Origin of the sequence: Frankia sp. CeD (assembly GCF_000732115.1) — a bacterium.
GTDB classification, from domain to species: domain Bacteria; phylum Actinomycetota; class Actinomycetes; order Frankiales; family Frankiaceae; genus Frankia; species Frankia casuarinae.
Genome location: NZ_JPGU01000062.1, coordinates 2,169 through 15,082, shown reverse-complemented (window position 1 = coordinate 15,082; position 12,914 = coordinate 2,169). Strand labels below are relative to the sequence as shown.

Sequence of the window (12,914 nt, the reverse complement as noted above, 5' to 3'; positions counted from 1 at the left end):
GCTGGTGGGGTATGTGGTGCCGGTTGACGGTGTGAATGGTGAGGGTCTGGCCGGTTCTTTGCGGGATTTCTGTCGGGGGCGATTGCCTGAGTACATGGTGCCGTCTGGCTGGGTGGCGTTGGAGCGGTTGCCGTTGACGCCGAACGGCAAGGTGGATCGCGGGGCGTTGCCGGATGCGGGGGCGGCGCGAGGTGTGGTGGCGCGGTTTGTGGCGCCGGCCTCGGTCGTTCAGCGTCGCGTGGCGCTGGTGTGGGAGGAGCTGCTCGGTGTCGAGCGGGTGGGGTTGCGAGACAACTTCTTTGATCTGGGTGGTCATTCCCTGCTGGTAGCCCGCATGGTCGACGAGCTCCACGCGCTCTTTGGGATTGACGTCCCGATTCGCGACGTGTTCCTGGACTCGACGGTGGAGGCAGTCGCGGCGAGCGTCGAGCGCGGCCTGGGCACGGCGGTGGCGAGCGAGGCGGTTATGAGCATGCAGGACAGCCTGCTGGACGACCTGGCACGGCTGCCCGTAGGCGAATTCGAAGCGATGCTGGTCGACCCGTCGTTGACGGCGCCAGCGAGAGGAGCAGACGAATGACGATCGAGGACCCGTCAGCTCGGGAAGCCGTACGCCGAGCGCTGGCCGAACGCCTCTCGCTAGATGGCGGTACGGCTTCTGGACTGCTCGCCGACCAACAGCGGACCTGGATGCTGCACGAACTCGACCGCCAGGCGCCCGGCATGGTGCTGGGGGTCTATCGGCTGGCCGGGGCGCTGGACCTGGCGGCGTTGCAGCAGGCGTTGGCCGAGGTCAGTGCTCACTACGACCTGCTGCGCAGCACGTTCGCAGAGTTCGGTGGCCGCCCAGTGCGGGTCGTCGGCGGTTATTCCGAGATCCCCCTGGTCGTCGTCGAGCTGGCGGGCGAGGACGAGGCGCGGCGCAAGGCGCGCTTCGACGCGGTCTGCGCCGCGGAGCTTACCCAGTCGGTCGACGTCACGCGCGGGCCGCTCGGTAGGCTCACCCTGGGCAGGCTGGACGAGACCACCCACCTCCTTGCCATCGCGCTGCACCAGACGATCGCGGATGAGTGGGCACCCGACCTCTTGTGCCGGGCTCTGTTCGACGGGTACCGTGCTCTCCTCGCTGGCGAGGACGCGCAGCTTCCCGCCGACGACTTCGCGGTCGCCGTCGAGGCCGAGCAGACCTGGCTGGCGGGCCGCGAGGCCGAGCGATCGCTGGACTTCTGGACGCGCGTGCTCGACGGTGTACCGGCGCTTCGGCTGCCGGCGGACCGCGCCCGGCCTAAGCTGAAGACGCACCGCTGTGGAACCCTGCACCAGGAGCTGCCACGCGAGCTGGTCGACGCCCTCGTCGCGCTGGCCCACCGGTACGGCACCGACGTCGACACGGTGATCCTCGCGGGCTTCCAGGCCCTGCTCGGTCGATACGCCCAGCAGGATGACGTCACGATCGGCGTCCGCATGCCCGGCCCGGCCGGTGCCTTCGGCCCCCGAGCCGGCACCGCGGTGATGCGCACGCTGCTGTTTGCGGAGCTGACCGGCGGCCAACTGGTCGACGGTGTGCGGGAGATCCGGGCGGACGTGGCGCCGCACACCAGGATCCCGTTCAGCCGGGTCGTGGACACGGTGAACCCGGTCCGGGACCTCAGCCGAACACCGTTGTTCCAGGTGCTCTTCACGGCGCGTGAGGCCATTGAGCCGATGACGGTGCCCGGGCTCACCATTAGCCCGGTGCCGTCGGCGGCCGACACCAGCCCTTTCGACCTCGCCTTGACCACCGTCGGCGGCCCGACCGGCCGCTCCCTCCGGCTCACCTACAACGAGGACCTGTTTGACGGCTCGACCGCTGAGCGCCTGCTGGTTCATCTGCGGACGCTGCTTCGCAGGATTGCGCGACGGCCGGAGGCGCCGCTCGCCACAGTGTCGCTCACGGACGACGCGGAAGCGGCGCTGATCACCTCGACCTGGAACGCTACGGACCACGACTATCCGAGAAACCGGTCCCTCGCGGAGCTGGTGGCCGAGCAGGCCTCGCGGACGCCGCGGTCGGTGGCGGTCAGCGACCAGGAGGAGGAGCTGCGCTACCAGGACCTAGACGAGCGGGCGAACCAGCTCGCGCACTATCTGCTGACGCTCGGGGTCACCGCGGAGACCGTGGTCGCGCTCTGCCTGCGCAGGTCCGCGCAGATGGTCGTTGCCATGCTCGGTGTCCTCAAGGCCGGCGCGGCCTACGTGCCGCTGGACCCGCAGTACCCGGCGGAGCGTCTCGGCTACCTGCTCGCCGACAGCGACACCCGGGTGCTGCTCACCGAGACCGCTCTGGTGGACCGGCTACCGTCGCATCAGGCGCACACCGTCCTCCTGGACGCGACGTGGGGCGACATTATCGACCAGCCGCGCACGCGCCCCGAGGTCGGCGTCAGCGGCGGGNCGCTGGCTTACCTCATCTACACCTCGGGATCCTCGGGGCTGCCCAAGGGCGTACTGGTGACGCACAGGGGAATTGTCAACAACCTCACCTGGCGTCAGCGCACCTGGCCGCTGCGGCCCGGCGAGCGTGTCCTGCAGAACCACCCGTTCAGCTTCGACCCCTCGGTGTGGGCGACCTTCTGGCCGCTGATCGTCGGCGCTGAATGCGTGATCAGTCCCCCCGCGCAGCAGTTCGACGCGCGCGCACTCGTCCGGCTGATCCACGAGCGGCAGATCGTGCTCTACGGCGCGGTGCCCTCGGCCAATGCGGTGCTGATGCAGGAACCGGAGATGGGGGAGTGCACCTCGCTGCGCCATCTGCTGTCGGGCGCGGAGCCGCTCACAGGCGGGCTCCAGCAGGCGGTGTTCCAACGCCTCAGTGCGTCGGTCGCCAACCTCTACGGTCCCACCGAGACCACCATCGACGCGACCTACTGGGAATGCCCCCGGACCACGGACCCGCAGGCGGCGCCGATTGGTCGGCCCGTCGACAACCTCCGGGTATACCTGCTCGACCTGGACGGTCAGCTGGTGCCACCGGGCGTGCCGGGGGAGATCTGTGTGGCCGGCGTCGGTCTGGCCCGTGGCTACCACCGCCGGCCGGGCCTGACCGCAGACCGGTTCCTGCCTGACGTCTTTTCTTCCAAGCCTGGAGGGCGGCTCTACCGCACCGGTGATATGGGCCGATGGCGCACGGACGGCGCGATCGAGTTCCTGGGCCGGACCGACCAGCAGGTCAAGGTGCGAGGATTCCGGGTGGAGCTTGCCGAGATCGAGTCGGTGGTCAGCATGTCGAGCCAGGTGCGCGAGGCGGCGGTCGTCGCGCGCCCGGATGGACAGAACGGCAGCCGGCTCGTCGCGTATGTCGTGCCCGAGCCGCGGGGCGGCGCGCCGACCCCGGCGAGCCTGGCCGCGTTCGTGGGCGACATGCTGCCTTCATACATGGTGCCTTCGGTCTGGGTCCAGCTCGACGCGCTGCCGTTGACAGTCAACGGGAAGGTCGACCGTCGGGCGTTTCCCGAGCCCCCCGCGGCGCCTGAGCCGACCGGCGCCCGCACAGCCCCGCGCACCCCGCTCGAGATGGACGTCGCGCGGGCGTTCGCCGCCGTGCTCGGCGTCGAGGAGATCGGTCTTGACGATGACTTCTTCGAGATCGGCGGAACCTCGATCATGGTGGCTCGGCTGGCCTCCCGGCTGTTGGCCCAATACCAGCTGCAGATTCCGGTCCACCAGTTCTTTCGGGTGCCGACCGTGGCTGGTGTCTCCTCGGTCATCGAGGTCTACAACCGCTTCGGAGTGGAAGGAGTCATGTCCCAGCAGCATGCCACTCGGCTCGACGAGGACGCGCTGCTCAGCGACGACGTCGACGCCGCCGGCCTGCCCGCCGGCCGCCACCACGACCCTCGGGTGGTGCTGTTGACCGGCGCGACCGGCTACCTCGGGGCCTTCCTCCTAGAGCAGCTGCTGCGTCAGACCGAGGCAGACGTGCTCTGCCTGGTTCGGGCGCCGGACGGTAAGGCCGCGTTCCGCCGGATCGAGGAATCGATGCGGCAGTACCTCATCTGGGACGAGGAGTTCCGCGGCCGGATCCAGGCTCTCCCCGGGGACCTGGCGCTGCCTCGGCTCGGCCTGGACGAGGCCCGCTGGGCGGACCTGGCCCGGCAGGTCGACGTCATCCTCCACAACGGCGCGCTGGTCAACTTCGTCTATCCATACTCGGCGCTGCGCGGCCCCAACGTCCGCGGTACCCACGAGGTGCTGCGGCTGGCCTGCACCACGCAGGTGAAGGCGGTGCACTACGTATCGACCATCGACGTCCTGCTCGCCACCCACACGCCCCGTCCGTTCGTCGAGGACGAGGCGCCGCTGCTGAGCCCGGTGGAGGTGCCGGGCGGCTACACGGGCAGCAAGTGGGTGGCGGAGAAGTCGATATACCTGGCCCAGGAACGAGGAGTCCCGGTCAGCATCTACCGGCCGGGGCTGATCATGTCGCACAGCCGCACCGGCGCCACGCAGACTAGCGACTATCTGCTGGTGGCGCTGCGGGGCTACCTGCCGATGCGTATCCTGCCGGACTACCCGCGAATCTTCGACACGGTCCCGGTCGACTACGTAGCCGAGGCGATCGTTCGGATCTCTCGGAATCCTGCCGCGATCGGTCGCTTCTTCCATCTGTTCAACCCGGCGCCCGTCTCGATCCGGCGGTTCTGCGAGTGGATCAAGTCGTATGGCTACGACTTCGACATCGTGCCGTTTGAAGAGGCGCGCCGGCGGGCGATGGAGGTGGGCCTGGACCACTCCCTGTATCCGCTGGTGCCGCTGATCCGTGATGCTGAGGCCGCGCCGCAGCCGTCGCTGGATCCCGCTTTCATAGGCGAGCTCAGACCCGATGAGGAGTGCCGCAACGTGCTCGACGCACTTGCCGGCACTGGGGTCACGTGCCCTCCGATGACGGAGGAGATGGCGCATCGCTGCCTCGACTACCTGGTCGACGTCGACTTCCTGCCGGCCGGCCGGTCGCTCAGGGCCGAGGGCGCGGCGAGCCGCTGATGACCGCCGAACCGGTCTTTCGGCTGCTGCGTCCCGAGCACCTCCCCAGCCCGGCCGCGACGCGTGAGTTGATGCTGGCCGCCGTGCCCGATGTGAGCGCCACGCTCGCGGCCACGCTCCAGGAGAGCGAAGGGACGGTGCTCGCCGCCGTGCGCGAGGCGCTCGCCCTGGTGCCGCTGCCCGCCGGCACCGTCGAAGGCGGCCCGGACGCCGCCGAGTCCACCGGCAACCGCGACAACGACGGTGCATTCGCCATCGTTCGGGTCGACGGTGACCGCCACCGGCTGCTGGTGCACACAGTGCTCACGGGTTATGAGGTGCTGCTGGACGACGTGCTACGCAGCGGCAGCGGCCTCGACGCCGCTCAATGGACCCGGCTACGGGAGGGCTTCGCAGCCCTGCTGGCGCATCTCACGGGCTTCGATGCGACAGTCTTGGGTGGCCACCGGCCAGTCCCGTTGCGGGCCGGCGCCGGCTCATCGGATGCGCTACGGCGCTGGATTCGCGGCCACCGCATCTTCATGGTTTACATTCAGGGCCTGATCGTCGCCGTGGACGAACTGGCCGATGCTGTGAAGCGGGCCGCGGCGGACCAGGCCATGACCGCGCTGGAACTCGCAGTCACGCTGATGCTTGCCTCGGAGTCAGCGCTGCGGTTCGCCGGAGACTTCNCCCCCGAGGAGTACGAAAACCTGGTGCGGCCGACGCTGACACCGCCGGTCGCTCCGGCCGGGTTGAGTGGTCTTCACTGGCGTGACCACGAGTACCTGATCCGACGCCTTGCCGAGTCTGGGCGGCTGCTGGCCGGGCTGGACCCCGCTCTCGTCCCGCTGCGGGCCAGGTTCAGGGAGGCGTACGCGGCCACTTATGACGCGCATCGCTTCGTCTGCGCGCGGTTTGTCGGCGACGAGGCTGGCAGCCTCCTGATGACGCCGAAGTCCAAGCAGTCGGCGGTGGGCGTACTCGCGCATTACAAGCGCGTGCGTCTGCAGCAGGTCCCTGAGTGAGCGCGCCGCGTTCCCGCTGGAGGTAGAAATGTTGACCCAGATCGAGCTTTCCGACGACCTTCAGACATACGTTCGCGGCGTTTCGCTGCGCGATACTCTGCTCTTGCGTGANCTGCGCGAGGAGACGGCCCACCTGCCGCTGGCGAGCATGCAGGTCTCGGCGGAGCAGGGCCAGTTCTTGGCGACGCTGGTCCGCGCGCTCGGCGCGCGCCGCACGCTGGAGGTGGGCGTCTTCACTGGGTACAGCCTGCTGAGCACCACCCTGGCACTCCCGGCGGACGGGCGCGTGGTGGCCTGCGACAGCAGCCGGGTGTGGACCACCATTGCCATGAAGTACCTCGCGCGGGCGGACGTGAGCGACAAGGTCGATCTGCGGATCGGGGACGCGCGGGAATCCCTGCAGCAACTGCTGGCGGACGGACAGGCCGGCACGTTCGACTTCGCCTTCGTCGACGCCGACAAGGTCTCCTACCAGGCCTATTACGAAGCGGCGCTGGAGCTGCTGCGCCCGGGCGGGACCGTGGCCTTCGACAATGTGCTGTGGTCTGGCCTGGTCGTGGCCGAGCATCCTGCCGACCCAGACGCCGTCGCGCTGCGCGCGTTCAACGAGAGCCTCCATTTTGACGAGCGCATTGACCTGAGCCTGCTTCCGTACGGCGATGGGCTGACGATCGCTGTCAAGCGCTGACGATCTGCTTTCCGCAACGACATCAGGGCGACAAAGGAGGACCGATGTCAGGTTTCCTGTCCGACGACGAGACCTACCCGTGCCGGGTGGTCGTCAACGACGAGGAGCAGTATTCACTCTGGCCGCTTGACCGCGACGTACCGGACGGCTGGCGGGATGGCGGCTTCCAGGGACCGCGGCGCGACTGCCTAGCGTACATCGACGAGACCTGGGTGGATATGCGGCCAAAGTCGGTGCGCACCAGCTGAGCAGTTCAGCTGACGGCGCCGTAGGTCTGGACACGGGCCTCCGGCGCCGTCTTGCGTATGTGGGACTCGCCCGGCGGCGCCCTCAACTCCCCGACTCGAGCGGGCGCCGCGGCGTGCCGTTGGCCGACTGCCGGGTGCCGCCGCGCCGGGGGCTGGACGGCAGCAGCGTGGGCGGCACGTCGACGCTGAGGCCGTTGATGGCGCAGCGGTACGCGTGAATGGCGCCCTCGGTGTCGCCGAGCTGGGTCAGGACCTCGCCCAGCTGCGACCAGAGCTGCGAGGTCTGTGACCCCGTCGGCTGCGCCTGCAGGTCCATGTGGACCGACACGCAGTCGGCGCGCGCGCCGTCGAGATCGCCGAGCAGGGACAGCGCGGTCGCCCGCAGCAGACGGGCGCGAGTCCGTTCGACGGGCGGCGTGGCGGTATGGGCCAGAGCCTCGTCCGCGAGGGTCCGCGCATCCTGCCACCGATCGAGCATGATCAGCGCCCGGATCAAGTCGCTGCGGCAGTGCATGGCCTCGGCGACCGTTCCCGCGGCGTCCAGGTCGGTCACCGCCAGTTCCAGCATCTCCCGGGCCTTCTCCGGATCGGGCGGAGTTTGGCGCAGCAACAGGCCACCGTAGACCGCACGCAGCATGCCGAGGGTATGTCCGTAGTCGTGGGCGTCGGCGTCGGTGATCCAGCCGGCGAGCTCGAGCGAGAGCCCGATCCGCCCGGTCTCGTAGGCAGCCATCCCCGCGCGCCAGTACGTGTCGGCGAGGGCGCGGTGGTCCGCGATCGCGGGAACGATCTCCAATGCCTCGGCGATGGGCCGCTGCGCGCTGGCGTAGTCGCCGCGTTTGCACAGCACAGAAGCGAGCACCGCGCGGACTTCCACTGCCACGTCGGAGACGGCCAGCCCGACCTCGCTGATCTGCCGCAGCGCGTGGTCGGCGGCGATCAGTGCACCATCTGCGTCGCCGCAGCGTGCCAGCGACCGCACCAGCCCCAGCGCTACGCCGAGTTGGTGCGGGTAAGAAAGATCCGCATCGGCGGGCCGGCACCGCTGGTAACGCTCGGCGGCCTCCGCCGGGCGCCCGGCGAGCTCGGCCGCCCGGGCGAGCCCGAACTCGACCTCCTGGCTCACCTCGTGATTATCCTGGTGCTCCACGCGCACGCGCCGGTACCAGGACTCGGCCTCACTGATCGCGTCCACCAGCAGCGCCGCGCGGGCCAGCTTCATCTGGACGGCGGCAGACCTGAGAGACGTGTCCTCGGTCGGAATCCGCAGATCGTCCGGGCTGCAGCCGAGTTGCTCGCTCAGGTGGTGGATCACGCGGTCGGTCGGCACGCGGCGGCCGGCTTCCAGCAGCGAGATGTAACTGGCCGAGATGTTGTCGCCGACGAGGTCGAGCTGGCGCAGACCACGCTCGCTGCGCAGCTGCCGTAGGCGTGCNCCGAACGACTGCACCTGGGCGCTCTCATTGGGCCGTCGCACCGTATTACTCACGCGATTACGCCACTCTGTGAGGCATGTTGAGAGGTCTGTCACTCAACTAGGACTGGTGTGTGGTGTCCCACGAAACAGAGTTTACCCAGCGCCCAGCGGATCCCCACGGAGGGAGCCAACGGCCCCCTTACATCTGCTCCCCCGTGGCCCCAGGCCACACGGCAACCGCACGGCACGGCGAAGATCCTCTTTCGATCGCCCTCGGAGCTCTTGGAGTCGCCCGACATCCGTTGGCCGCCAGTTCCAGCTGGTTGGCGCCGGCGTCGGAACCAGGCTGTCGCAGTCGGTCCGCCGCCTCGACTGCGGCGGCCTCACAGACCGTACGTCCGTCCACCACCGGCTGCTGTCATGCGCCGGGCGTCCGACATGCGCAGGTTCGGTCACGCCAGGGGCACGGGGTGCCCAAAGGCGCGGGCCGGCCGTGGCGACTGACGTCAACGTCGCCGCGGCTGACCGATACGGGCGGTAGCAGGCCGGGAGGCGATCCCAGTACGGAGGGGCAGCGGCGTGGCAGTCAGACTCTCGCCCCTAGTCGCCGCGGACCGCCCACGAGCCGAGTTGCCACAAGCGGAATTACAAAGCTTGTCATCCGATCTGTCATGACATATAGTAAATACTTGACAACTGAGCCTCGGTTCTGGGAGGGTACGTGGGTACCGCGATCTCAACGCCTCGAATGCCGGGTCCGCCGCAGCTCCCGCTGCTTAGTTGGCAGTTGCGCGCATTGCGAATGCTCGCGGATCCGCTCGCCTTCTTTGCGGCCATGCACAGGCGCTATGGAGCGATCAGCACCAGCACGCCCCGGCACCCCACACATGTTTTCGTCTTCGGGCCGGAGTACCAGCGCGAGTTGTTCGGTAATCCGCAGACCTTTATCGCGGACGCTTTTCGGGAGCTCAGGATGCCGCCCCGCTCGGCAATGGCGCGGCTGACTCGGGGGCTGCTCAAGCTGAACGGCGAACCGCACCGCAGGCACCGGACCCTGATGCAGCCGGCGTTCCACTCGCGTGCTGTGGCCCGGCACCACCGCGCCATCGTCGAGGTGACCGTGGAGGAACTCGCCCGCTTCCGGCCGGGTGAGGTACGGCGGATCGACCGGGATCTGTCCCGGCTTATGCTCAGGCTGGGAATGCGGACGCTGTTCGACCTCTCCGCCACGGAGGACGTGGACCGGATCAACGGTCTGATCGAGCGACTGCTAGCGTCGGCGACGAGGCCCATGACGCTGCTGTTCCCCTTGGACCTGCCGGGCACGTCCTACCGGCGCACACTGCGTGCGGCCGAGCACCTGGATGACGCGCTACGCGAAATCATCAGGACTAAGCGGGAGAACCCTGGCGACGACATCATCTCAATGCTCATTGCTGCTCGGGATGATCACGGCCAGGGCCTCACCGAGGACGAGCTGGTGGGCGAGGGATACACCTCATTCTGCCATGACAGCATCGCCTCGTCGTTGACGTGGACGCTGCTGATGCTCGATCAGCATCCGCGCGTCCGCAATGACCTGCAGGACGAGCTGGACGCGGTGCTGCACGGCACGGCGCCGGAACCCGATGATCTCGACAGGCTGCCGTTGCTCGATCGAGTGATTAAAGAGAGCCTGCGGCTCTTCCCACCTGCATCAATGGGCCTGCGCTACGCGGCTGAGGACTGCCACCTGGGNTCCTACGGTATACCCGAGGGGACGACGCTCTTCTTCAGCCCCTATGTGACGCATCGGCTTCCGGAAGTGTTCTTCGAACCGCTCAGCTTCCGCCCCGACCGGTGGGAGACCGCGAAGCCGGACTCGTACGGGTATCTGCCTTTTGGCGCCGGGCCGCACAGCTGCCTGGGGCGTTCCTTTGCGCTCTTGGAAATGAAGATCGTGCTTAGCATCATCCTGCAGCGTTACCGACTTTCCATTGTGGACGGCACAAGGGTCAACCACAAAATAAAAATTTCGCTCGTTCCCGACGACGGGCTACCCGTCACCGTTTCCAGGGCGGGTCGAGACAATCATCGGGCTGTCCTGAGCGGGACGGTTCGTGGGTCGGTCGAGTTGGCGTGAACGGGCGCCCAGTGAAGGACTCAGGATTCGTTGCGGCGTTCAACGCGTCCGCCGAGACTTATGACAAACGCCATGGGGCGACCTGCGGCCTCGCCCACCAGCTGGCCGTCGCCGCAGTCACCGAGCGTGTCATGAAGCCGGCGGCTGTCGTGGACGTCGGGTGCGGCACTGGGGCGCTGCTCGGCAGCGTATCGCGCTCATGGCCGCAGGCGCGGCTGGTGGGCGTCGATCCGGCGCAACGGATGATCGAGGTTGCCCGCCGGCGGCTGCCGCAGGCCGACCTGTGGGTCGCGACGGCGGAACGGCTGCCGCTGGCCGACGGCAGTGTCGATCTGGTGGTGAGCACGACCGCCTTCAACCACTGGGCGGACCACGAACAGGCGCTGCGCGAGGCCGGACGCGTCCTGTCGCCCGATGGTCTGATTGTCGTAGTCGAGCATGCGCCCCCCGGCCACCTGATCGGCCTGTTGCTGCGATTGAACGGCCGGATGGTCCGGCATCACTCCGAGTCGGACATCGCCGACCTTACCTGGGCCTCGGGTCTGCGTCCGCTCAGCATCACGGCCGAGCCGGACGGCTTCGTGCGGCTAGTTGCCCGACCGGACCGCACCCCGCGGCGGAAGGAAGCATCGTGACGGTTCTCATCGTCGGCGCGGGACCTGCCGGGCTTACACTGGCGGCCGAACTCGGCCTCGCCGGCCTCCCCTGCCGGATCCTAGAACAGCGCTCCGATCGTTATCCGCATTCCCGGGCTTTCGCGCTGACCCCGCGGTGTCTGGAGATCCTCGACATGCGCGGGGAGGTGGACGAGTTCCTTTCCCGGGGGCTCAGGTCTCACATTATCTCACTCGGCTCAAAGAACCGCGGCATCGACATGACCAGGTATATCGACGGGCCGCACCCGTACATGCTGATTCTTCCGCAGGTGAACACGGAAGAGGCCCTGGAGACCTGGGCCCTCAAACGTGGCACGATCATCGAGCGCAACACGGAGGTGATCGGGATCGAACCGGACGCCGATGGGGTGAGCGTCCGGGTCCGGGGTGCCCAGGGAGAGCATACCGAGCGGGCAGACTATCTGGTCGGCTGCGACGGCTCGAAGAGCACCGTGCGCCGTCTGCTCGGTTTGGACTTTCCCGGCACGCCGTCCCAGTTCTCCGCCATCATCGCCGACGTCAAGCTGCGGCACATTCCTGACGAGCAGGTGTTCGCCCGTCACACCGAGCGGGGAATGGTGGCGGTGATGCCGTTCCCCGACGGTCATTTCCGGCTGATGATCCAGGACCACCTGCGCATGCAGGTGCCTGTCTCGGAGCCGGTGACCCTGGACGAGATCCGCCGCAGCGCGGTCGAGATCCTCGGTGTGGACCTGGGTATCCATAGCCCTCGCTGGCTCAACCGTTTCCGAAGCGAGCAGCGTCTCGTGGAGCGATACCGTGTGGGGCGCGTGCTACTCGCCGGCGACGCGGCGCACGTTCACACGCCGGCAGGTGGACAGGGGCTCAACCTCGGCATCCAGGACGCGGTCAACCTGGGCTGGAAGCTCGCCGCGACCGTCCAGGGCTGGGCCCCACCCGGTCTTCTGGACACTTACGATGCCGAACTGCGGCCGCTGGCTGCCAAGATTCTCAGGCAGACCGAGAATGTCTTCAGGTTCAACACTGCGCGCGGGCCGCTGCTGCGTGCTGCCCGGTGGGCGGTCAAGCAGCTTCTCTACCTCCCCTACCTTCAGCGTGGCGTGGTCACCGAGATGGCCGGCACCCATATGCGCTACGGCAAGGGCGCCCACCCGCTGATCGGCCGCCGTCTCCCTCAGACGGACCTCACCGAGGCGACGGGTGAGCGCACCTCGGTTTTCAGTCTGCTGGCCGCGGGCAAGCCGGTCTTCCTGGACCGCTCCCTGGACGGCCAGTGGGCGAGCAGCGCCGCAGCGTTCTGGCCGGACCACCTGTGCAGTGTGCATGTCCGCTCTGCCGGACGGCTGCCTGCGGCCGTACTTATACGCCCGGACGGTCACGTCGGCTGGGCGTCCGACGCCCCCGACGCGCCGGGCCTGCGGGCGGGGCTTGNNCGCTGGCTCGGCGAACCATCGGTATGAACGCCAGCACCGACTGGAAGGGCACACGATGACGAACATTGCGGAACGAACCTTTACGCGGGTCATTACCACGTTGAACGTGCGGATCTACCGCGCCTCCAGAGGGCGGGTGTGGAAGAGCATGATGGGCAGGCCGCTACTCCTTCTGACCGTCGCGGGACGCAAGTCGGGCCGTCTTCGCACGAAACCAGTTGTCTACTTCATCAACAATGGAGACTNCGTAGTGAGTGGCTCCCTCGGCGGGGCGCCCGCGGAACCCCTGTGGTTCCGTAATCTGCGGGCGGCGAAAACGGCCACCGTCGAGATCGGCGG

8 protein-coding genes and 1 pseudogene (1 of these 9 only partly in view) are annotated in these 12,914 nt (G+C 68.1%); 8 read left to right on the top strand and 1 reads right to left on the bottom strand.

The genetic code is table 11. From position 1 onward, the window contains the following. From CED_RS19820 to CED_RS19800, 4 genes are all read left to right on the top strand, one after another. Window positions 1–580: phosphopantetheine-binding protein (locus tag CED_RS19820; RefSeq protein ID WP_200875442.1), on the top strand; the 580-nt coding region annotated here is incomplete at its 5' end. Further along, window positions 577–5,022 (top strand): amino acid adenylation domain-containing protein, encoded by a 4,446-nt coding sequence (locus tag CED_RS19815; protein ID WP_051868955.1) that lies wholly within the window; start codon window positions 577–579, stop codon window positions 5,020–5,022. The genes CED_RS19820 and CED_RS19815, both read left to right, overlap by 4 nt. Before the next feature lie 1,035 nt (window positions 5,023–6,057). Then, window positions 6,058–6,717, top strand: coding sequence for a class I SAM-dependent methyltransferase (locus CED_RS19805; protein ID WP_035913162.1), 660 nt, complete (start codon window positions 6,058–6,060; stop codon window positions 6,715–6,717). A 44-nt stretch (window positions 6,718–6,761) separates the two neighbouring features. Next, window positions 6,762–6,965: an MbtH family protein gene (locus CED_RS19800; protein WP_051623837.1), complete on the top strand. Its 204-nt coding sequence runs from the start codon at window positions 6,762–6,764 to the stop codon at window positions 6,963–6,965. Between the two features lie 82 nt (window positions 6,966–7,047). Here CED_RS19800 and CED_RS19795 read toward each other — a convergent pair whose 3' ends face one another. After that, complete coding sequence (locus tag CED_RS19795) at window positions 7,048–8,454, bottom strand: helix-turn-helix transcriptional regulator (RefSeq protein WP_160172419.1); 1,407 nt, start codon at window positions 8,452–8,454, stop codon at window positions 7,048–7,050. 649 nt (window positions 8,455–9,103) lie between these two features. Here CED_RS19795 and CED_RS19790 point away from each other — a divergent pair. The 4 genes and pseudogenes from CED_RS19790 to CED_RS26400 form a co-directional block, all read left to right on the top strand. Continuing rightward, entirely contained in the window at window positions 9,104–10,504 is a 1,401-nt protein-coding gene (locus tag CED_RS19790; protein WP_200875441.1) for a cytochrome P450, read from the top strand. 11 nt (window positions 10,505–10,515) lie between these two features. Beyond that, window positions 10,516–11,139: a class I SAM-dependent methyltransferase gene (locus CED_RS23110; protein WP_051623836.1), complete on the top strand. Its 624-nt coding sequence runs from the start codon at window positions 10,516–10,518 to the stop codon at window positions 11,137–11,139. Further along, complete coding sequence (locus tag CED_RS19780; protein WP_051868953.1) at window positions 11,136–12,602, top strand: FAD-dependent monooxygenase; 1,467 nt, start codon at window positions 11,136–11,138, stop codon at window positions 12,600–12,602. Before CED_RS23110 ends, CED_RS19780 begins: the two co-directional genes overlap by 4 nt. Before the next feature lie 28 nt (window positions 12,603–12,630). Continuing rightward, window positions 12,631–12,914, top strand: a pseudogene (locus tag CED_RS26400) (nitroreductase/quinone reductase family protein) (it continues 160 nt past the right edge of the window).

Coding starts and splice junctions, on each gene's coding strand:
- CED_RS19800 (WP_051623837.1), top strand. CDS start 6,762: ATGTCAGGTTTCCTGTCCGACGACGAGACCTACCCGTGCCGGGTGGTC.